The organism is Nocardia sp. (assembly GCF_025465275.1).
In the GTDB taxonomy this organism is placed as follows: domain Bacteria; phylum Actinomycetota; class Actinomycetes; order Mycobacteriales; family Mycobacteriaceae; genus Nocardia.
The window spans coordinates 1-20,363 of record NZ_JAODNK010000001.1 but is presented as its reverse complement, the minus strand read 5'-3'; the positions used below and the strand labels follow the sequence as shown (position 1 = coordinate 20,363).

Here is a 20,363-nt window from a genome sequence, read left to right as displayed (position 1 = left end):
CAAGGGCGGTAAACAGTATCGAGCCTTGTCAGCGACCCGGATTCGACTGGGAACGCTCGTCATCGGTGAAACCAGCATCCTGCGGGGCCGGTGAACCAGGAGCGGGCGGCGGCGCCTGCAGCCGCGCCGAGTAGGCCGAGGCCGCGCGGAACACACCGGAAACACCCTGCGGAGCAGCGGCATACGTGATCGACTGACGGGCCGAGAAGCCCATATCGGTACCGATGGCCACGGCGTCGATATTGGCCCCGAGGAACAGGAAGTTCCAGTGGTAGGTGTCCTGCTGCTGGGTGATCAGCGCCTTCACCGCGGCATGCGACCACTCTTTGCTGGAGTTCTCGTGCCCGTCGGTGAGCACCACCAGAATGACCGTTCCCGGCCGATCCGCCTCGCCCCGCGCTGCCAGCTCGCTCCCCACATCGGTGATCAAGCGCCCCACCGCGTCGTACAGCGCCGTCATCCCCCGGGGCTGCAACTGCAGCGGTGGCACCTGCGCCAGCGGCCGATTCGCGTACACCAGCTCATATTCGGTATCGAACTGAGCCAGGGTCACCTCGATCCGCTTCGGCACCTCCCGCTGCTGCTCGATATAGGCGCCGAACCCGCCCTCGGTATCGGTTTTGATCGACTGCATCGACCCCGAACGATCAAGCAGCACAGCAATAAGCGTCAGATCAGAATTTGTCATACGAACCCCCGGAACGACTCTCGCGAACCTCACCCACCGTACGCCCGAACCCCTACCCCCGCCTCCGATTTTCGCGGCGCTAGCGGACGGCCCCAATGTCCAGTCCGCGCCGAATGGCCTGCTCCACAGGCGAATACACATCATCCGGTCGGTCGAGGACGCATGGTTCGCGGAGCAGGAGTGGGGGCTGGGCGAGAAATCGGGGATTGCGGCCGTGGTGGGGTTGGGCGGCGTGAACAAGGAACGGATGGCAGAGGAAGACGTCGCCGGCCCGGCCGGTGGCCAGGGCCTGGGGCAGATCGGCTGTGGCGTTGTAGGTCTCGATGAGGTCGGGCGCGGACATACTGACGCCCGGTTCGCCGTACGGAGCCAGGACGTTCGGAAGGCGTAGGTGGGAACCGACGCGAATCCGGGTGGGGGCATCTTCTGCGTCGATATCGGAGAAGAGGAAGAGCATCAGCAGGGCTCGGCCCTTCGACTGCACATTGATTCGCCACTGGATGTAGTCGCCGGCGGGGCCGTCGCCGGGGAAGCTCGCATCGATATGCCAGCCGTCGTCACCCGGCGATTCGGAACTCGGGAAACGGATGGGGAAGCCGCCGAGGCTGTTTCGCGGGAGCCAGCGGCCGGAGCCGACCAATTGGCCGAAGGCTTCGAGGAGGGCCGGGGCGTTGACTGCCTGCGCGAAGGGTTCCTCCGCGTGGTCGGCCAGGCGGATCACCGATCGGGTCCAGGTGGCGGGGTCGTCCGGATCGCATCCGGTGGCGCGCCAGAGGATTTCGCGGCCGCGCCCGGCTGTTTCGCGCGGAAAAGCCCCCTCGACTTTCACGAAGCCATCGGAGATGAAAGCTTCCACTTGATCGTCGGTAAGCATGCGATCCCTTCGTTCGACTCCCCCGAGGATCGACTATTCGGGCATCGAATCGCCACCCAATATTCGAGGATCGAACCCCCACCCAATTTGGGTGCCCCGCGCGGCGATACGGGCCCCGGACACCCGAAAGCCCCTCTCACAGAGTGTGAGAGGGGCTTTCGGGCTAATGCTTACTCGCCGGAGGCGGCAGCTGCCTCACCGGCGGCGACAACAACCGGCTCATCTTCCACAGCGTCGCTCTTCTTGGTGAGCTTCGCCTTCGCGTGGAAGGTGAACTTGGCGTTCTCGCCCTGGCCTTCGCCGTCCCAGTTCTCGACATCCACCAGGACGCTCTGACCGGCGCTCAGCTCGCCGAAGAGGATCTTCTCCGACAGCTGATCTTCGATCTCGCGCTGGATGGTGCGACGCAGCGGACGGGCGCCGAGCACGGGGTCGAAACCACGCTTCGCGAGCAGGCTCTTGGCCTGATCGGTCATCTCGATCGCCATATCCTTGTTGCGCAGCTGGGTGGCGACGCGGCCGATCATCAGATCCACCATCTGCACGATCTGCGGTGCAGTGAGCTGGTGGAACACGATCACGTCGTCGATGCGGTTCAGGAACTCCGGGCGGAAATGTTTCTTCAGCTCGTCGTTGACCTTGAGCTTCATCCGCTCGTAGTTCGATCCCTGGGCATTGGACTGGGCGAAGCCCAGGCCGACAGCCTTGGAGATGTCCGACGTGCCGAGGTTCGAGGTGAAGATCAGCACCGTGTTCTTGAAGTCCACGGTACGACCCTGACCGTCGGTCAGACGGCCGTCCTCCAGGACCTGCAACAGGGTGTTGTAGATCTCCTGGTGAGCCTTCTCGATCTCGTCGAACAGCACCACCGAGAACGGCTTACGCCGCACCTTCTCGGTGAGCTGGCCGCCCTCCTCGTAGCCGACGTAGCCCGGAGGGGCACCGAAGAGCCGCGAGGCGGTGAAGCGGTCGTGGAACTCGCCCATATCGATCTGGATGAGCGCATCGTCATCGCCGAACAGGAAGTTCGCCAGCGACTTGGCGAGCTCGGTCTTACCGACACCGGAGGGACCGGCGAAGATGAACGAGCCCGACGGACGCTTCGGATCCTTCAGACCGGCACGAGTACGGCGGATCGCCTTGGAGACGGCCTTGACCGCGTCCTCCTGGCCGATGATCCGCTTGTGCAGCTCATCTTCCATGCGGAGCAGACGGGTGGTCTCCTCCTCGGTGAGCTTGAAGACGGGGATACCGGTCCAGTTGGCCAGCACCTCCGCGATCTGCTCGTCGTCGACCTCGGCCACGACGTCCAGATCACCTGAGCGCCACTGCTTTTCGCGCTCGGCACGCTTGGCGACGAGCTGCTTCTCCTTGTCGCGCAGGCGTGCTGCCTTCTCGAAGTCCTGCGCGTCGATAGCGCTTTCCTTCTCGCGACGGGCATCGGCGATCTTGTCGTCGAATTCGCGCAGGTCCGGCGGTGCGGTCATCCGGCGGATGCGCATGCGCGCGCCCGCCTCGTCGATGAGGTCGATCGCCTTGTCCGGCAGGAACCGATCGTTGATGTACCGATCGGCCAGCGTGGCCGCGGCAACGAGAGCGCCATCGGTGATGGAAACCCGGTGGTGCGCCTCGTAGCGGTCGCGCAGGCCCTTGAGGATATTGATGGTGTGCTCGACCGTCGGCTCGCCCACCTGCACCGGCTGGAAACGACGCTCCAGCGCGGCATCCTTCTCGATGTACTTGCGGTACTCGTCGAGAGTGGTGGCACCGATGGTCTGCAGCTCACCGCGAGCCAGCTTGGGCTTGAGGATCGAGGCCGCGTCGATAGCGCCCTCGGCCGCGCCCGCACCCACGAGGGTGTGCAGCTCGTCGATGAACAGGATGATGTCGCCGCGGGTATTGATCTCCTTGAGCACCTTCTTCAGGCGCTCCTCGAAATCACCGCGGTAGCGGCTGCCCGCGACCAGGGAACCCAGGTCGAGGGTGTACAGCTGCTTGTCCTTCAGCGTTTCCGGCACCTCGCCGTTGACGATGGCCTGTGCCAGGCCCTCGACCACAGCGGTCTTACCGACACCGGGCTCGCCGATCAGCACCGGGTTGTTCTTGGTGCGGCGAGACAGCACCTGCATGACGCGCTCGATTTCCTTCGAGCGGCCGATGACCGGGTCCAACTTGCCTTCGAGTGCGGCCTGGGTGAGGTTGCGGCCGAACTGGTCGAGCACCAGCGAGGTGGACGGAGTACCCGTCTCGCCACGCGAACCTGAACCTTCGACCGGCTCCTTGCCCTGGTATCCCGAGAGCAGCTGAATAACCTGCTGACGCACACGATTCAGATCGGCACCGAGCTTGACCAGCACCTGAGCCGCGACGCCTTCGCCTTCGCGAATCAGGCCGAGCAGAATGTGCTCGGTGCCGATGTAGTTGTGGCCGAGCTGCAGCGCTTCGCGCAGTGACAGCTCGAGAACCTTCTTGGCACGCGGGGTGAAGGGGATGTGACCGGACGGCGCCTGCTGGCCCTGCCCGATGATCTCCTCGACCTGCGACCGCACACCCTCCAGCGAGATACCAAGGGATTCCAGCGACTTCGCCGCGACGCCCTCACCCTCGTGGATCAGGCCCAGCAGGATGTGCTCGGTGCCGATGTAGTTGTGGTTGAGCATCCGGGCCTCTTCTTGGGCCAGGACAACGACCCGCCGCGCGCGGTCGGTGAACCTCTCGAACATCGCTCCCTCACTTCCTGCTCCGCTTGCTACGGCATCCGGCGCTTCAGACCCTGTGCTGCCCTTCTGGTCGCCAGCCTGCCATGAAGCCCTGGGGTTGCATCCCCCGCCTCCACTCTAGTTGGCGAGGGTCACGCACGTCGTCCGTCCACCCTATTGCGAACCGGCGACAGTACGACTCATTCCCTCATAACGGGCCTGTAGCCGGGATCGTTTCCATCCCGGCTACGCCCACAGCGAACACACGAACTATGCCCCGGTGAAGGGCGGGATGAAGCCGCACGGCACCGGACGCTGATGCGCCGGGTCGAGGGCATTGAGCGCGAAGGTGGCCGCCCGCTGACTGCCCGCGATGGCCAGGTGATCGGAGAAGTCGGTCGGGCAGCCGTTCTGCACCTGGATGTTCACCGCGTTCGGCCCGGGCACCAGACCGCTGGTGAACGGCACGACCAGTTCGTCGTAGGCGGTGTCGATATTCGTGTACGAAACGGTCGGGTCGTAGACGCCGTCGGCGTCCAGGGCGGCCATGAAGGCGCTGCCACCGGTCATCTCCGAGCAGGCCGGGCAGACGCCTGTCCCGCCCAGCGCCGCATCGAGATCGTTCACGCCGAGCGCCCGCGCGAAGGTCCGGGCGACACCCATGCCGTCGCCGTAGGTGCCCAGCCAGGGCGCCGAGATGGCCACGAACTTGTCCACCTCACCGGAGCCGCCGGCCCGCTTGATGAAGTAATTGCCGACGATATTGCCCTGCGAATGGGCGATGAGATCAACCTTGGGAGCGCCGGTGGCGGCGCGCACGCGGTCCACGAAGCCGCCCAGTTCGGCGGCTTCGGACTCGATCGACTTCATGCCGCCCAGTGCCGACAGCGGCCACGGCACCTCGAGGCTGCCGTAGGTCAGGGAGTAGACGCAGTAGCCCTCGTTCGCCAGCAGCGGGATGTAGGCGCCCCAGTTGGTCTGTGCGCCACCGGCGGTGCCGTGCACGAGCACCACGGGGTCCGGATGCACGGCGGTGGGCTTACAGGACCAATCGTTCGAACCGGGCATGGAGCCGCCTGGATTGGTGAGCTCGTACGGGATCCCCGCGAAGAAGTTGAAGGTGACCGGATAGTCGGCACGGGCTGTGCCGCTCACCCCTATCGACAACACCGCCAGCATTGCCATGATCAACAGCGATCCCGGCGACCGGCGCAGCAGCGCACGACGCATGAGCCCTCCCAAATTAGAACGTGTTCCAACAAGCTAATCGGAATTCACTTCTGTCGAGAGGCTTACTGGCGGGTAAGTTCTGAAACCTGTTACACAGCGCTGTCGCACAGCAAAACCGGCGGGGACCGGAATCGGTCCCCGCCGGAAGCAAGCTCGGCTATCGCTGCCCCGGAACCGGAGCGAATTGCGGTCGAGCCGAAGCGAACTGCGGCTGTGCGGCAGCGAACTGCGGCTGTGCCGGAGCGAAACCCTGCGCCGGAACCTGAGCGATGGGGGCCGCGAAGCCGCCGCGCACCGGCTGGCCGCCGAACCCACTCGCCACCGCGCCACCGGCCGGGAGCGCGGCCGCATTCGCGCTGCCGTGCTGCATGCCCGCTACGAACAACCCGCCGATCAGCACCAGGAAGGCCAGGGTGTGCAGGACGGCGCGGGCGATATTCCAAGCCACCCAGGAGGATTCGAACTGCGACCGGACCGCGGCCAAGTCGCCGATCTGCGCCGGATCGCCCGCCGCGGCCAGCTGATTGTTGAGCGGCACGTTCAGGCCGGAGGTGATCAAGAACGCAATCACATTGAGTACCAAGGCGACTGCGATCCAGATCAGCGTGGTGCGGGAATCCTTGCCCAGATGCAGCGCCGCCGCCAGCACCGTGAACGCGACGGCCCCCATGAAGCTGAACATGAACCACGGATTGACGATGACCACATTGATCTTCTGCATCACGTCGATCATGGAGCGGTCGTCGGTGCGGTGCAGCGCCGGCATGACCGAAATCGCGTAGGCGTAGAACACTCCCGCGACCAGGCCGGTCGCCAGCGTGGCCGCTACCAGGGCAATCGTGCGAAATGCAAACATCGAAATCTCCTCGACCGGGTCTTCGTCACCCCGGATTCCCCGGGGGAGCAACGACTTCCAGTCAAGCGTTCCGCGGTGCGAGCCGACATCGTTCAGAAGCTCGCGGACATCAGCATTCGTCTCAGAGGTGTGGATCCCGGCCAAAAGCCTGCCGGGATGACGGGGCGGTCATGCGCCGGAGACGGTTACAGGTCTCGTTCGGAGATGACGCCGCTCTGCATGGCGAGATTCGCGAGGCGGACCCGTTTCTGGTTCTGCGGGAGATCCTCGACGCCGAATTTGGCGAAGAGCGTGCGCAGATGGGTCTTGATGGCATCCACGCTGAGGAACAGCTCGGCGGCGATCTGCTGATTGGAGGCCGGTGAGGCGAAGCCGTCATTGCCGCGCAGCGGGCGGCACAGCGCGATGAGCACGGTCCGCTGGGTTTCGGTGAGCGAGCGCAGTGTGGGCAGGCCACCGGTGGAGGTCTGCGTGACATCGCCTGCGGCGCCGCTGAAATCGTGGAAGGTGACCCGCGAGGTGCCCATCCGGATGACGTCGCCGGGCTGCAGCCGATGCCGCCCGACCAGGCGATCACCATTGATGAAGGTGCCGTTGCGGGAGAGGCCGTCATCGACGATGGTCCAGTGTGCGCCCAGATATTCGGCGGTCGCGTGCAGTCGCGACACCTCGACGTCCCAGGCGAGGGAGAGATCGGCCTGCGGTGAGCGGCCGATGGTGATGCGCGGCTGATCAGGGGTCAGCATCAGCTCGTGCTGACTGCCCTCATGATCCTTGACCCGCAGGAAGGAACCGTGAAATGCGGTCACTGCGCCGATACCTCGTCTCTACGCCCAGCCAGTGACATCGTTCGCACAGGTTCAATGGTGCCGTGCCGGGTCGGCGCGAGCAAGATCGTGCCACGGATATGGGAAACCATCACCCCATACCAGTTATACGCAAAGCGTATAAATACACCACTGCCGCCCGGGCTCGCACGAAACACCCGAGCGGCAGTCGCAAAAAAACTAGTTCTTCGACGCGGCCTTGTTGTAAGCCTCCGTGATGTCCGCGGAGATACGACCACGCGCCGACACCTTGTGCCCATTCCGGCGCGCCCATTCGCGAATCGCCGCACTTTGTTCACGGTCGATCGAAACCCGGCTCTTCGGGCTCGTGGTGGCGCCGGCAACGGCGGCCTTGGTGCGGCGCCGGCCGCTCACGCGACGCGCGTTCGAGACCCAAACCTCCAGACCGTCCCGCAGCTTGGACGCATTAGTCGTCGACAGGTCGATCTCGTACGAGACGCCATCGATTGCGAACTCGATGGTCTCGTCCGCGATGGACTCACCGTCGACATCGTCGATCAGGCTAACGGTGACCTTCTTTGCCATGAGATGAACGTCCTCTCGAAATCGTGCGACCCGCATAGTTAGGCCGATTACCCAAAACTAGAATACCGCTAAATTCGATAGTCCCAGAACGGGTACCGACAATGCAATCCAGCGAACTCTAACGAGCTGCCGGACGCACAATTGGAAAGAGTATCGTTTCCCGGATTCCCAAGCCAGTCAGGGCCATGAGCAACCGGTCGATTCCCATACCCGTTCCGGTCGTCGGAGGCATCCCGTACTCCATCGCGGCAAGGAAGTCCTCGTCCAGCCGCATGGCCTCGTCGTCACCCGCAGCGGCCAAACGCGCTTGATCCTCGAAACGTTCCCGCTGGATGACCGGATCGACCAGTTCCGAATATCCGGTAGCGAGTTCGAAGCCGCGCACGTACAGGTCCCACTTCTCGGTAACTCCGGGCTTGCTCCGATGCTGACGTGTCAAGGGAGAGGTCTCCACGGGGAAGTCGCGCACGAAAGTCGGCGCGTACAGCTTGTCGCCGTAGACGTGCTCCCAGAGTTCCTCGACCAGTTTGCCGTGACCGTAGCCCTTGTCCTGCGGAATTTCCAGACCGACGCGATCGGCAAGTGCCAGCAATTCCTGTACGGAAGTTTCCGGCGTGACCTCCACACCGATCGACTCCGACAGCGACGGGTACATCTCGACGGTGGTCCACTCGCCCGACAGATCGTATTCGGTACCGTCCGCCAGCGTCACCAGCAGCGTGCCGTAGACCTCCTGCGCGACTTCCTGGATCAATTCCCGCATCATCTTCGCGGAATCGTCGTAGGTGCCGTACGCCTCGTAGGTTTCCAGCATTGCGAACTCGGGCGAATGGGTGGAGTCCGCGCCCTCGTTCCGGAAGTTCCGGTTGATCTCGAAGACCTTCTCGATGCCACCCACCACACAGCGCTTCAGGAACAACTCCGGTGCGATACGCAGGAACAACTCCAGATCGAGCGCATTGGAGTGCGTGACGAACGGGCGCGCGGCGGCGCCACCGTGGATGGTCTGCAGCATCGGGGTCTCCACCTCCAGGAAACCCCTGCGCTCCAACGTATTCCGCAGCGCACGCACCGCGTTGACCCGCGTACGGGCCATCTCCCGGGCCTCCGGGCGGATGATCAGATCGACATAGCGCTGCCGGACGCGCGATTCCTCGTTCATCTCCTTGTGCGCCACCGGCAGCGGGCGCAGCGCCTTGGCCGCCATCTCCCAGCCGTCGGCCATGACGCTCAATTCGCCTGTGCGCGAAGCGATCACCTCGCCGTGCACGAATACGAAATCGCCGAGATCCACATCGGCCTTCCAGGCCGCCAGCGACTCGGCGCCGACGCCATTGAGGCTGATCATCGCCTGCAGCTTGGTGCCGTCACCCTCCTGCAGAGTGGCGAAACACAGCTTGCCGCTATTGCGCTGAAAAATAATGCGACCCGCAACTCCGACCTGCTGACCGGTTTGCGTATCGGCTGCCAGATCCGGGTATGCGGCACGAATTTCGACGAGGCTGTGCGTGCGCCCGACAACTACCGGATAGGGCTCACGCCCCTCGGCCAGCAACCGCTCCCGCTTCTCGCGGCGAATCCGCATCTGCTCCGGGACATCCTGTTCCACGGCCGCGACCGTAGTACGGTTTTGACCTGCAGGGGACGTGTTGCCAGCGGGAGAAGAGGGGGTGGGGGTGCTCACGGGGCTCTAGCCTACTTTGCGGCGGAAATCCTTTAATCCGCCGCCCGGGCAAACTGTGCCCGGCTCGCTCTCACGGGATGCACTAGAGCCAAGCGAGTGTCGCGACCTCACGCTCGAAGTGCGGTGCGGTGGCCGCGACCATGAGCAGTCCGGCCGCTTTCAATGCCTGATATCCGCCCACCAGATCAGTGGCGCGGCGCAGACCCAACTGCTGCAGCGAGGACGCCGCCAAACTGGACGTATAACCCTCGGAGCAGACGATTATCCACTCCCGATCGTGGTCGTCGGCGAGCGCCAAACGCGCCGAACTGGTCGGATCGAGCCGCCATTCGAGAACATTTCGCTCGATCACCAGTGCGCCCGGCAGCGTGCCCTCGCGCAATCGCTGCGCCTGCGGGCGAATATCCACCAGCAGCGCGCCGCGCGCAATGGCCTGGGGTATTTCCACCGGATACAGCCGTCGCAGCCGCTCGCGCGCCTCGGCGAGCATGCCGTCGATCGTCAAGTGGGTCATTCGAGTTCGCCTTCGGGCTGGTCGGTGAGGACGGAACGAGTGCGCCGCAGGGTGCCGTGACCGGTGACCTCGTAATAGGACATGGCCGTCAGCGGCGGGGAATAGGCATGCACGCTCAATGTCGGATCCAGCGGACCGGAGATACCGGCCTCCGCTTCGGGGGCACGCACCACGTCGTGCACCCAGCCCAGCGGGAAGGACGCCTGGTCACCGGCCGTCAGGGTGCGGCGACGCAGTTCCGTACCGTTCCAGCGGAATTCCGACAGCGCGCCGGAGAGCACGGTCAGCGCACCCAGCGAACCGGCGTGATCGTGCAATTCGGTGCGCTGATCCGGCACCCAGCTGATCAGCCACAGATCCACTTCGTCATCGGTGAGAAGCCGTACTGCCCAGCGCTTTTCGACAGGCCAGAGGCCGTCTGCGGGCAGCAGGTGATCGTAGCGGCCGGCCAGGGTGTCCTCGGCGCCTTCGTCGGTGAGACGCAACAGGTCGGCGGGACGGAGCCGGGTGGGGAGCGCGGAAGCGGTGGCCCGTTCGGTCACCTCGGGCAGCAGCCGCGAAGTGCGTGCGGGAACAGCAGCCGAATCGGCGACAGGGAGCAGAGAAGATCGCATGGGCGAAACTCCAAGAAGTGTGTTTTACGGTCGAGGGCTTGAAAACGCAACCTCGACAAAGCCGAGGCGAATCAGCCTCGACAACACTCCTGGATGCTCACACGGGAATACACGTGGGCGAGCTTAGCAGGCCGTCGCCGCGGAGCAATAGCACCCACGGCAGAGGACTGCGTCACAAACCATAAGGTCTGCATTCTTTCCGCCCACACGATGTCAGCGCAGCCGTCGCTGCTGGTTGCGCTCGTAGACCAGGCGCAGACCGTCGAGCGTCAGATGCGGTTCGTGGTGGTCGATGGTCTCCGACTCCGGGACGATCAGCGGCGCCGTCGCACCCGTCGCCACTACCGCGTGATCACTTCCGGAGAAAATATCGAATTCATCGCGAATGCGATCGATGAGACCGTCCACCATGCCGGCGAATCCGAAAACCGCACCGGACTGCATGCACTCCATGCTGTTCTTGCCCACCACCGAACGCGGGCGGGCCAGCTCGGCGCGACGCAGGGCACTGCGCTCCACCAGGGCCTCGGTGGAAATCTCCACACCGGGGGCAATGATGCCGCCGAGGAACTCACCCTTGGCCGACACCAGATCAACACAGATGGCGGTACCGAAATCCACCACGATCGCCGGGCTCTGGAAACGGTGATAGGCGGCAAGACAATTCACAATGCGGTCCGCGCCCACCTCCTTGGGATTGTCCACCAGCAGCGGAATACCGGTGCGCACACCGGGTTCCACCACAATGTGCGGCACGTGCTCCCAATAGCGGCCCAGCATCTCGCGTAGCTCGCGCAGGACCGGCGGCACCGTGGACAGCGCCGAAACGCCCACCACCTGATCGGCGTCCGCGCCGATCAGCCCCCGCACCTGCAGCGCGAATTCGTCCGCCGTCAGCAGGGGGTTGGTGTGGGTCCGCCAGTGCCGCACCAGCTTCGCGTGCTCCCCGCTGCCGGAGAACAGGCCCAGCTCGATACTGGTATTGCGGACATCGATGGTCAGCAGCATGGCTGTATCCTTCCTTCGCCTGAGCGGAGCCCTACGTGGTTACGCTCCGCTGCCGCCTTCGGGCTTGACCGCTCGGGCTGCGCCCGCCCCGCCGTTCAGTTCGCGAAGGTCAGGGAACGCGGCGAGATCAGATCCGAGCCCTCCGGCGCGTGCGCCGGATCGCTGCCCAGTTCCACCTGCCGGTTGCGGTCGTCGACGAACACCACGCGCGGGGCGTACGCCTGCAGCTCGGCCTCGTCCATCATGGCGTAGGCGATGAGAATCACCAGATCACCCGGATTGACGAGATGTGCTGCGGCGCCGTTGATTCCGATGACACCGCTGCCGCGCTCCCCCGCGATGATGTAGGTCTCCAGGCGGGCGCCGTTGGTGATGTCGACAATGCAGACCTGCTCGCCTTCCAGCAGATCGGCGGCGTCCAGCAGATCCTGGTCGACGGTCACCGATCCGACATAGTGCAGGTCGGCGTGGGTCACCGTGGCGCGGTGGATCTTGGACTTCATCATGGTGCGCAACATCGGCGTTGCCTCCTAACGGGTTGCCGCAGCGGGCTGTTCGGGGGTGGTCGGATTGCCGTCGATCGGGGTGCCGAGGGTGACGGGCAGATTGTCGATGAGGCGGGTGCTGCCGATCCGGGCCGCGACCAGCAGGCGCGCATTGCCGCTGGCCTGCACCGCACCCAGATCGGAGCCACGCAGCTCCAGGTAGTCGAGGTCGATGTCCGGTGCGGCCGCCAGCACCGAATTCGCCGCTGTCAGAACGGCTTCCGGGCCGAGGCCGGCGGCATGACGACCGGCGGCCAGCGCCGCGGACAGGGTGGTGGCCAGCTCGCGCTGCACCGGATCCAGGAAACGATTGCGCGAGGACAGCGCCAGGCCGTCCCGCTCACGCACGGTCGGCACCGCGACGATCTTCAGATCGAAGTTCAGGTCCCGCACCAGCTGCCGGATGAGCGCCAGCTGCTGGTAGTCCTTCTCACCGAAGAACGCCTCGGCGGGCCGGCAAATCTGCAGCAGCTTGGCCACCACGGTCAGCATGCCCGCGAAATGACCGGGGCGGACCGCACCTTCGAGCTCGTCACCGATCCGGCCGGGGTGCACCGTGGTGCGCGGGCCGTCCGGGTACATCTCAGCGGCGCTGGGCGCGAAGACCAGCTCCACACCCTCGGCGCGCAGCAGTTCCACATCGGCGTCGAGCGTGCGCGGGTACTTGTCCAGATCCGCGGCCGCATCGAATTGCAGGGGATTCACGAAGATCGACACGATGACAACCTGATTGGTGCGCTTGGCCCGCCGCACCAACTCCAGGTGCCCCTCGTGCAGCGCACCCATGGTCGGCACCAGCGCGACCGTACGACCCACCGACCGCAAGGCCTTGGCAACCGAGGTGACCACCGCCGGATCGTGCAGCACGGTCAGTTCGCCGCGCTTGTACGTGCCACGCAGTTTCGGGTCCATCAGTTACCTTCCAGCAGATCGATCAGGGCGGTATCGGCACGCACACGCTCCGCCGAACGCAATGACAAGGCGCGATATCCCGCTGCCAGACGGGGATCCAGGGATTCCAGCGCCGAAAGATGCGCCGCCACCGCGGACACGTCGCCGCGTGCCACCGGACCGGTCAGCGCGGCCGGACCGCGCCGCAGCGCATTGTCCAGCGCGGCCGATGCGAGCGGTGCCAGCATTCGCTCGGCAAGCCCGTTCGGCTGATCGTCGATCACCTGCTGACCGAGCAGACCGGGGCCGGCCAGGGCGGCGCGCAAGGCCTCTACGGCATCCACCACGAGGGTCACCAGATGATTGCTGCCATGCGCCAGAGCCGCGTGATAGAGCGTGCGGTTCTCCTCCGCGACCCGTACCGGCTCACCGCCCATTTCGATCACCAGCGCCTGCGCGATGGCGTAACCGATGTCGTCCGCGGCGGTGACACCGAAGCAGGCATTCGCCAGGCGAGCGACATCCTCGTCATGCCCGGTGAAGGTCATGGCCGGATGGATCGCCAGCGGAAGCGTTCCCAATTCGGTGAGCGGCGCGAGAATTCCGACGCCGTTCGCACCCGAGGTGTGCACCACGATGGTCCCCGGCCGCACCACCTTCGCGGCCGCCAAACCCGCGACCAGACCGGCCAATTCACTATCCGGCACGGCCAGCAGCAGCAGTTCGCTGCGGGCCGCCACCTCCTCGGCGGGCAGGATCCGGGAGTCCGGTAGCCGCGTCTCGGCACGGCGAATCGACGCGTCCGAAATAGCGGAAACACCGAAAACCACATGACCGGCGCGCTCGAGCGCCGCGCCCAGGACGGAGCCGACGCGTCCCGCCGAGACGATTCCCACCGTCAACCGTGCAGGCGCAAGATCGGTTCCGCAGACATCCTTGTCCGAGGTCACCCTTGTCCTCTCGAAGTCGTTCCAGTCCCGCAGTGCGGGTACCGGACGTTACGGCCCGAGAATATCGGCCCCGATACGCCGGGGCCACCGTCTGTGGGATGTCTTACAGCACCCCTATCGATCCCCCTCGGAACGCAGGTTGGCCATGATCTCCGCGACCGACAGACGGCGCGTGGCGTCGGTGCCGGCGTCCTCGTCGGAACGGCGTCGACGGCGCGCACTCGCGGTGCCGATGGGTGCCGCCGGCGGTGCGGGCTGCGCCAACCGGGCGGGTGCCGGCTGTGGTTCAGGGGCCGCGGGCGGTGGCGCGGCGGCATTCGCCGGGGGTCCGGTCGGCGGCACCGGGGCATTGCCCGCGGCGGCGAGATCGGTCTCGAACCATGGAACCTGCGTCAGCCGTTCCCGATCCAGGCCGGTGAGCGGTTCGGTGTGCTTGTCCGCTTCGGCGCTGCCGTTGTCCGGACGCTGCGCGGTGGAACCGGAACCGGCGCGCAAGGCGTCGGCCGCCGTGCGGGCGGCGTCGGTGTCCTCCCGCGAATCGTCCTGCTCGGCTTCGGGTTTCGACGCGGCGCCAGCGGTGGCGAGATCGTCCTCGAAGGGCCGCAGGTGCTCGAAGTCGTGCGGGGGCTCGTATTCGCGAGTGCGGTCGGCCGGGTGATGTGGGATACGCATGCGGTCCAGCGCCTCGGGCGTGACGATGGAGGTCTCCGCCGTCACCGGATCGTCGAAGGGGCTGGCGAAGGCCGGCGGCTCGGGATGATCGGCGTCGAAGACCGGGGTGATGCGGCTGCGCGGATCCTGTTCCACCGGATCGGCGGGCGTCGACCACGGATCCCAGTCGCGGGTGTTCTCCCAGTTACCGTTCGCCGACGGACCGGGAATCTTGCTGTCCGCACTGGGCAATTCCTGGACCCTGACGGCATCCGCACGCAGGGCGGGGCGCTCGTAGGGCAGGTCACCGTCGAATAGTCGCTGCAGGCTCTCGCGCAGCACGGTCAATTCGACGCGCAGCGCGGCCATCTCCTCGGCGTCCGCGCCCATCTCGCGGCGGACCCGGGTTTCGACGCCGAGCTCGTACTCGCGGCGCGCAGCAACCTCACGTTCCAGCTGGAGTTGGTAGACCTTCTGGAGGTCACCCACTTTCGCCTTGTCCGTGGCCGACTCCCTGCGATAACGGGTCGCGGCGAGGGCGCCGATGGCGGCCGCCCAGAGCGCCGCAACGAGGCCCACACGGATCATGTGGACGTTGTCGCTGAAGACCAGGAAAACACTGGCAACCAGACCGAGAAGAAGCAGAACGCCGGTGAAAAATTTTCCCGCGTCCTCCCGTCGTCGACGGGAAGCACTGCTCCGGGAGGGTGAAACCATGTCCACCAACATAGCTTGAACTGGTCGGTACGGCTTCAACCTTGCCGATCATCCTCGGCAATATGTTAACTATGAGGTAGCTGCCTCATCGGGCGGATCAATCGGCGCCCGACAGCAATATTCCAGCCACAGCGCCGCCGCGACCAGCACCAGACCCGCGATCAGACCGACGACCGCGCCCGGAGTGTCCGAGGCCGCCGCCCGTAGTTCCGGTCGCTGCGGCAGCAGCCAGATCAGGAACCCCAGCCAGATACCGCCCACCAGCGAACCCACCTGCACCGAGGCCTTCGCCAGCGCCACCGCCCGCGCCGCCGTGATCGGATGCAACTGTCCCGGCCCCGGCCCGATCCCCCGGTTCTCCACCCGGGACCGAATCACGAACGCCAGCACCACCTCCAGCGCGGCCACCGGCAGCAGCGACGCCCCCGAGAACACCGAGATGGGCGGAAAACTCGAATACGCCACATTGGTCGCGATCCAGGCGACCACGGCCGCCAGCGCCACATTCGCACACAGATCCAGTACGCGAGTCGGCTTCACGCGGGCCAGCCCAGCATGTGCTCGGTGCGGCGCACACCGTCTACCTCGGCGGCATCCAGCGCGGCGAGCAACTCTGGCAGCAACTGCGGGATACCGGCGGTCACCTCCAGCGCGGCCTCCGGCTCCACTTCCAGCCACGGCACCAGCACGAAGGCGCGATGCTGCGCCTGCGGGTGCGGCAGCGTGAGGGTCGGGTCGGCACTGCGGCAGGGCACCTCCCCGTCGCGGCGGCGCTGCGCGGCCCAGACGATGTCCACATCGAGAGTGCGCGCGCCCCAGCGGACTTCACGGACCCGTTCGGCGGCCTGCTCCAGCTCCTGCCCGACCCGCAGCCAGTCGCTGGGCTCGAGGTTCGGATCGTCCGCGATCAGCACGGCATTCAGGTAGTCCTGCTGCGGCACCCCGCCCCACGGCGGCGTCGAATACACCGACGACACCGCCAGCAGCCGTGGCCGCAGCGCCTCGATCACGCTGCGCAGATGCGCGAGCCGATCACCGAGATTCGATCCGATCGACAGGACTACGCGGCTCACCGCTACTTCTCCGACTCTCGACGACGGGACGTGACCACCCGGACATCTTCGAAGGTATGCGGAATCGGCGCGGAGGGCTTGTGCAGCACCACTTCCACGGCCTGAATTCGCGGGTCGTTCATCACCTCGTCGGCAATCTCGGACACCACCGTCTCGATCAGATCCCGCGGTTCGCCCGCGACGATCCGCACCACCTGATCCGCCAGCTCGCCGTAGTGCACGGTGTCGGCGAGATCGTCGGATTTCGCGGCCGCCGAGAAGTCCGTCCAGAGCGTCACGTCCACCACGAACTCCTGGCCGTCTCGCTTCTCGAAGTCGAAGACGCCGTGGTGGCCGAAAATGCGCAGTCCGCGCAGTTCGATGCGGTCGGTGCTCAAAGCTGTTCTCCCTGTGCACTTCCCGGTGCGCCGGGCGCGGACCGGGGATTCGTCCATGTCCATCTGTCCACCGGATTGCGCGCCGACACCCGCCGGGCCGCATTACGCCAGGCATCGTTGACGGCGATCGCATCCAGCGAGGCGCGTACATCGTGCACCCGCACACCCCAGCCGCCGTGCTCGGCGGTCAAGGCGGAAATGGTGGCGGTGGCGACCTCCCGGCCGTCGGGCGGACGCGGCGTATCGGCATCGGCCAGCAGCGATCCCAGGAAGCGTTTCCGTGAGGCGCCGATCAGGATCGGCAGGCCGGTCGCCACGAATTGCGGTAGCGCACCGAGCAATTCCCAATTGTGGCCGGCGTTCTTGGCGAAACCCAGGCCCGGATCCAGCACCAGCTTGCCCGGATCGACCCCCGCCGCGACGGCCAGATCGACCTGAGCGCGCAATTCCGACAGCACCTCGGTGACCACATTCTCGTAGCGGTCGGCAGCACCGGTATGGCGATAGTCCGCCGCCGCCCGCCAGTGCATGAGAATCCACGGAACACCGGCGGCGGCAACAACTTTGGCCATATCGGCATCGGCACGACCGCCGGAGACGTCATTCACCACGGACGCCCCGGCCTCGACGGCGGCCTCGGCCACCCGGGCACGCATGGTGTCCACACTGGTCGGCACCCCGAGCGAAACCAGTTCGCGAATCACCGGTGTCACGCGCTCCGCCTCGGTGTCCGGGTCCACGCGGGTGGCGCCGGGCCGAGTGGATTCACCACCGACATCGATGATGTCGGCGCCCATCTCGTAGAGCCGCCACCCGTGCGCGACCGCCGCGCCCACATCCAGATACCGGCCGCCATCGGAGAACGAATCCGCGGTGACGTTCACAACACCCATCACGACGCACGAGCGGCCGGCGCGAGGAACTACCAGATGTGCCCCCCGCGAACCGCTTTCGGTCATGGTAGGAGCGCTCACTTCCGCAGAATGAGGTCCAGGGCCTCGGAGCGCGAGGACGCATTGGTCTGCAGCAGGCCGCGCACCGCCGAGGTGGTGGTGCTGGCGCCGGGCTTGCGGATACCGCGCATCGCCATGCACAGATGCTCGGCCTCGATCACGACGATCGCGCCGCGCGGATCCAGCTTGCGCATAATGGCGTCGGCGACCTGGCTGGTGAGCCGCTCCTGCACCTGTGGGCGCTTGGCGTAGAGATCCACCAGGCGAGCCAGCTTGGACAGGCCGGTCACCCGGCCGTGGGCGCCCGGGATGTAGCCGACGTGCGCCACACCGTGGAAGGCCACCAGATGGTGTTCACAGGTGGAGAACATGGGGATGTCGCGCACCAGCACCAGTTCCTGATGCCCCTCGTCGAACGTGGTGTTGAGCACCGAGTCCGGTTCGGTGTAGAGACCGGCGAACATCTCGCTGTAGGCCCGCGCGACACGCGCGGGGGTTTCCGCGAGTCCGGGGCGATCCGGATTCTCGCCTACCGCGATCAGCAATTCGCGAACGGCAGCCTCTGCCCGCGCCTGATCGAACGGCCGGCCGGTATCGATCGCGATCGGACCGGAGACGACACGGCTGTTGGCCGACAATCGACACCTCCTGTATTGATTTGCCGCACCTGCAAGCGCGGCGTGTTCGCGGCTGTACAACCCGTTTGCGGGCGGAATACATTCCGCCCGCAAACGGGTCTACCCGAACCGGGCCACGAACCTGTCGATCGTATCGGGGCCGCGATCAGCGACGCCCGTTCGGTCCGTCCCACTCGGTGTTCTCGTCCTCGGCAGCAGGCTGCTGCCCGGACGGGTTCTCGGGCTGGCCGTATCCGGGTTGCGGGTACCCCGGCTGACCGGGCTGCTGCGGCTGATACCGCTGCCCGCCTGCCGGTGCCCACCCGCCGTACGCCTGACGTGGCTGCTGTGCGCCACCACCCTGCTGCGCCTGGGGGTCGTCCTCCTGCGGAGGCCAGCCCGGCGCCGACCAACCGGCCGGAGCGCCGTAGTCCGGACGCGAACCGTGCGTGCCACCATGCCGCGGTTGCTGCGGCAGCGGGTAACCGACCGGTGCGGGCGCCGCCGGGTAACCGCCGTACTGCGGTTGCGCGGCCGGGTAACTCGGATCCGCCGGATAACCGTTGGCGGGCTGCCCGACCGGAACGACCGGACGCACCGGCTCCTCCGGCCACGGCTCGCCACGCTCGGTGGCCAGCTCGCGCGGAGTCTTCACCGGCGGCCGATCCGACGGAGTGCGACCACCGAAATCGTTGAAAGCCGTAATGCGCGGCCGCTTTTCGATGGTGGCGAGCACAACCTCGAGATCCTTGCGGTGCAGGGTCTCCCGCTCCAGCAGAGCGGTAGCGAGGGCATCGAGCTCATCGCGGTAATCGTTGAGCACCGCCCATGCCTCGGTGTGCGCGGCCTCGATGAGGTTGCGTACCTCCTCGTCGATCTCACGGGCGACCTCGTGCGAGTAATTCGAGTTGGTGCCCATGGACCGGCCCAGGAACGGGTCGCCCTGGTCCTCGCCGTAGCGCACCGCACCCAGGCGGGCACTCATGCCGTACTCGGTGACCATGGCCTTGGCGATCTTGGTGGCCTGGTCGATATCCGAGGACGCACCGGTGGTCGGCTCGTGGAACACCAGTTCCTCGGCCGCGCGACCACCCATGGCCATGACCAGGCGCGCGATCATCTCCGAGCGCGTCATCAGGCCCTTGTCATCCTCGGGCACCGTCATGGCATGGCCGCCGGTGCGGCCGCGGGCCAGGATGGTGACCTTGTAGACGGGCTCGATATCGGGCATCGCCCACGCGGCCAGGGTGTGCCCGGCCTCGTGGTACGCGGTGATCTTCTTCTCGTGCTCGCTGATGATGCGGGATTTGCGGCGCGGGCCGCCGATCACGCGATCCACCGACTCCTCGAGCGAAGCACCGGTGATGACCGTGCCGTGCTCGCGGGCCGTCAACAGCGCGGCCTCGTTGAGCACATTGGCCAGATCCGCACCGGACATACCGACCGTGCGCTTTGCCAGACCTTCCAGATCGGCATCGGGTGCGACCGGCTTACCGGCCGAGTGCACCCGCAGAATCGCGCGGCGACCGGCCAGATCCGGATTGCTGACCGGGATCTGACGATCGAAGCGGCCCGGACGCAGCAGTGCCGGATCCAGGATGTCGGGACGGTTGGTCGCGGCAATGATGATGACGCCGGTGCGCTCACCGAAGCCGTCCATCTCGACCAGCAGCTGGTTCAGCGTCTGTTCGCGCTCGTCGTTACCGCCGCCCATGCCGGCGCCGCGATGGCGGCCGACCGCGTCGATCTCGTCGATGAAGATGATGCAGGGCGAATGCTTCTTGGCGTTTTCGAACATGTCGCGCACGCGGGACGCGCCCACGCCGACGAACATTTCGACGAAGTCGGAACCGGAGATCGAGAAGAACGGCACCTTGGCTTCGCCGGCGATGGCACGGGCCAGCAAGGTCTTACCGGTACCGGGAGGGCCGACCATCAGCACGCCGCGCGGAATGCGTCCGCCCAGCTTCTGGAACTTGGTGGGGTCTTTCAGGAAGTCGACGATCTCGTTGACTTCTTCCTTCGCTTCGTCGCAGCCGGCGACGTCGG

The 20,363-nt window shown here is 65.9% G+C and carries 21 protein-coding genes; all 21 read right to left on the bottom strand.

Annotated features, from left to right (window positions below; translation table 11 throughout):
• Window positions 1-28 precede the first annotated feature (28 nt).
• The gene (locus tag JWN03_RS00105; protein WP_297607731.1) at window positions 29-634 is read right to left on the bottom strand and encodes a VWA domain-containing protein; all 606 of its coding nucleotides are present in this window, start codon (window positions 632-634) and stop codon (window positions 29-31) included.
• A gap of 133 nt (window positions 635-767) precedes the next feature.
• The gene (locus JWN03_RS00100) at window positions 768-1,562 is read right to left on the bottom strand and encodes a phytanoyl-CoA dioxygenase family protein (protein ID WP_297607728.1); all 795 of its coding nucleotides are present in this window, start codon (window positions 1,560-1,562) and stop codon (window positions 768-770) included.
• 170 nt (window positions 1,563-1,732) lie between these two features.
• A complete protein-coding gene (locus JWN03_RS00095; protein WP_297607725.1) occupies window positions 1,733-4,285 on the bottom strand; it encodes an ATP-dependent Clp protease ATP-binding subunit in 2,553 nt (850 codons plus the stop codon).
• A 246-nt stretch (window positions 4,286-4,531) separates the two neighbouring features.
• The gene (locus tag JWN03_RS00090) at window positions 4,532-5,491 is read right to left on the bottom strand and encodes an esterase/lipase family protein (RefSeq protein ID WP_297607722.1); all 960 of its coding nucleotides are present in this window, start codon (window positions 5,489-5,491) and stop codon (window positions 4,532-4,534) included.
• A 157-nt stretch (window positions 5,492-5,648) separates the two neighbouring features.
• Window positions 5,649-6,347 carry an anthrone oxygenase family protein gene (locus JWN03_RS00085; RefSeq protein ID WP_297607720.1) on the bottom strand — a complete coding sequence of 233 codons (699 nt, stop codon included), beginning with the start codon at window positions 6,345-6,347 and terminating at the stop codon, window positions 5,649-5,651.
• A gap of 185 nt (window positions 6,348-6,532) precedes the next feature.
• Window positions 6,533-7,156: an FHA domain-containing protein gene (locus JWN03_RS00080; protein ID WP_297607717.1), complete on the bottom strand. Its 624-nt coding sequence runs from the start codon at window positions 7,154-7,156 to the stop codon at window positions 6,533-6,535.
• A 198-nt stretch (window positions 7,157-7,354) separates the two neighbouring features.
• Complete coding sequence (locus JWN03_RS00075) at window positions 7,355-7,720, bottom strand: histone-like nucleoid-structuring protein Lsr2 (RefSeq protein ID WP_297607714.1); 366 nt, start codon at window positions 7,718-7,720, stop codon at window positions 7,355-7,357.
• Window positions 7,721-7,838: 118 nt separating this feature from the next.
• Window positions 7,839-9,305, bottom strand: coding sequence for a lysine--tRNA ligase (gene lysS / locus JWN03_RS00070; protein WP_297607892.1), 1,467 nt, complete (start codon window positions 9,303-9,305; stop codon window positions 7,839-7,841).
• Between the two features lie 181 nt (window positions 9,306-9,486).
• Complete coding sequence (locus tag JWN03_RS00065; RefSeq protein WP_441342915.1) at window positions 9,487-9,918, bottom strand: rhodanese-like domain-containing protein; 432 nt, start codon at window positions 9,916-9,918, stop codon at window positions 9,487-9,489.
• Window positions 9,915-10,532 carry a cysteine dioxygenase gene (locus JWN03_RS00060; protein WP_297607711.1) on the bottom strand — a complete coding sequence of 206 codons (618 nt, stop codon included), beginning with the start codon at window positions 10,530-10,532 and terminating at the stop codon, window positions 9,915-9,917. Before JWN03_RS00060 ends, JWN03_RS00065 begins: the two co-directional genes overlap by 4 nt.
• Window positions 10,533-10,745: 213 nt before the next feature.
• A complete protein-coding gene (locus tag JWN03_RS00055) occupies window positions 10,746-11,540 on the bottom strand; it encodes a type III pantothenate kinase (protein ID WP_297607707.1) in 795 nt (264 codons plus the stop codon).
• A gap of 95 nt (window positions 11,541-11,635) precedes the next feature.
• On the bottom strand, window positions 11,636-12,058 hold the full coding sequence (gene panD, locus JWN03_RS00050; protein ID WP_297607704.1) for an aspartate 1-decarboxylase: 423 nt from the start codon (window positions 12,056-12,058) through the stop codon (window positions 11,636-11,638).
• A 12-nt stretch (window positions 12,059-12,070) separates the two neighbouring features.
• Window positions 12,071-12,997 (bottom strand): pantoate--beta-alanine ligase, encoded by a 927-nt coding sequence (gene panC / locus JWN03_RS00045; RefSeq protein ID WP_297607701.1) that lies wholly within the window; start codon window positions 12,995-12,997, stop codon window positions 12,071-12,073.
• Window positions 12,997-13,926, bottom strand: coding sequence for a Rossmann-like and DUF2520 domain-containing protein (locus JWN03_RS00040; RefSeq protein ID WP_297607698.1), 930 nt, complete (start codon window positions 13,924-13,926; stop codon window positions 12,997-12,999). Before JWN03_RS00040 ends, panC begins: the two co-directional genes overlap by 1 nt.
• Before the next feature lie 114 nt (window positions 13,927-14,040).
• The gene (locus JWN03_RS00035; RefSeq protein ID WP_297607695.1) at window positions 14,041-15,165 is read right to left on the bottom strand and encodes a DUF6779 domain-containing protein; all 1,125 of its coding nucleotides are present in this window, start codon (window positions 15,163-15,165) and stop codon (window positions 14,041-14,043) included.
• Between the two features lie 198 nt (window positions 15,166-15,363).
• Window positions 15,364-15,834 (bottom strand): DUF3180 domain-containing protein, encoded by a 471-nt coding sequence (locus JWN03_RS00030; RefSeq protein WP_297607692.1) that lies wholly within the window; start codon window positions 15,832-15,834, stop codon window positions 15,364-15,366.
• The gene (folK, locus tag JWN03_RS00025) at window positions 15,831-16,367 is read right to left on the bottom strand and encodes a 2-amino-4-hydroxy-6-hydroxymethyldihydropteridine diphosphokinase (RefSeq protein WP_297607688.1); all 537 of its coding nucleotides are present in this window, start codon (window positions 16,365-16,367) and stop codon (window positions 15,831-15,833) included. Before folK ends, JWN03_RS00030 begins: the two co-directional genes overlap by 4 nt.
• Window positions 16,368-16,369: 2 nt before the next feature.
• On the bottom strand, window positions 16,370-16,744 hold the full coding sequence (gene folB, locus JWN03_RS00020; RefSeq protein WP_297607685.1) for a dihydroneopterin aldolase: 375 nt from the start codon (window positions 16,742-16,744) through the stop codon (window positions 16,370-16,372).
• On the bottom strand, window positions 16,741-17,703 hold the full coding sequence (gene folP, locus JWN03_RS00015) for a dihydropteroate synthase (protein WP_441342917.1): 963 nt from the start codon (window positions 17,701-17,703) through the stop codon (window positions 16,741-16,743). The genes folB and folP overlap by 4 nt, the downstream gene beginning before the upstream one ends.
• A gap of 11 nt (window positions 17,704-17,714) precedes the next feature.
• Window positions 17,715-18,335: a GTP cyclohydrolase I FolE gene (folE, locus tag JWN03_RS00010; protein WP_297607680.1), complete on the bottom strand. Its 621-nt coding sequence runs from the start codon at window positions 18,333-18,335 to the stop codon at window positions 17,715-17,717.
• 145 nt (window positions 18,336-18,480) lie between these two features.
• Window positions 18,481-20,363, bottom strand: a 1,883-nt coding sequence (ftsH, locus tag JWN03_RS00005) for an ATP-dependent zinc metalloprotease FtsH (RefSeq protein ID WP_297607676.1), incomplete at its 5' end; no start/stop codon positions are given.

What these genes read in the sequence shown, in the direction of transcription:
- JWN03_RS00105 (WP_297607731.1), bottom strand. Translation starts at nt 634, where the DNA reads ATGCAGTCGATCAAAACCGATACCGAGGGCGGGTTCGGCGCCTATATC.
- JWN03_RS00100 (WP_297607728.1), bottom strand. Translation starts at nt 1,562, where the DNA reads ATGCTTACCGACGATCAAGTGGAAGCTTTCATCTCCGATGGCTTCGTG.
- JWN03_RS00095 (WP_297607725.1), bottom strand. Translation starts at nt 4,285, where the DNA reads ATGTTCGAGAGGTTCACCGACCGCGCGCGGCGGGTCGTTGTCCTGGCC.
- JWN03_RS00090 (WP_297607722.1), bottom strand. Translation starts at nt 5,491, where the DNA reads ATGCGTCGTGCGCTGCTGCGCCGGTCGCCGGGATCGCTGTTGATCATG.
- JWN03_RS00085 (WP_297607720.1), bottom strand. Translation starts at nt 6,347, where the DNA reads ATGTTTGCATTTCGCACGATTGCCCTGGTAGCGGCCACGCTGGCGACC.
- JWN03_RS00075 (WP_297607714.1), bottom strand. Translation starts at nt 7,720, where the DNA reads ATGGCAAAGAAGGTCACCGTTAGCCTGATCGACGATGTCGACGGTGAG.
- lysS (WP_297607892.1), bottom strand. Translation starts at nt 9,305, where the DNA reads ATGCGGATTCGCCGCGAGAAGCGGGAGCGGTTGCTGGCCGAGGGGCGT.
- JWN03_RS00065 (WP_441342915.1), bottom strand. Translation starts at nt 9,918, where the DNA reads ATGACCCACTTGACGATCGACGGCATGCTCGCCGAGGCGCGCGAGCGG.
- JWN03_RS00060 (WP_297607711.1), bottom strand. Translation starts at nt 10,532, where the DNA reads ATGCGATCTTCTCTGCTCCCTGTCGCCGATTCGGCTGCTGTTCCCGCA.
- JWN03_RS00055 (WP_297607707.1), bottom strand. Translation starts at nt 11,540, where the DNA reads ATGCTGCTGACCATCGATGTCCGCAATACCAGTATCGAGCTGGGCCTG.
- panD (WP_297607704.1), bottom strand. Translation starts at nt 12,058, where the DNA reads ATGTTGCGCACCATGATGAAGTCCAAGATCCACCGCGCCACGGTGACC.
- panC (WP_297607701.1), bottom strand. Translation starts at nt 12,997, where the DNA reads ATGGACCCGAAACTGCGTGGCACGTACAAGCGCGGCGAACTGACCGTG.
- JWN03_RS00035 (WP_297607695.1), bottom strand. Translation starts at nt 15,165, where the DNA reads ATGATCCGTGTGGGCCTCGTTGCGGCGCTCTGGGCGGCCGCCATCGGC.
- folP (WP_441342917.1), bottom strand. Translation starts at nt 17,703, where the DNA reads ATGACCGAAAGCGGTTCGCGGGGGGCACATCTGGTAGTTCCTCGCGCC.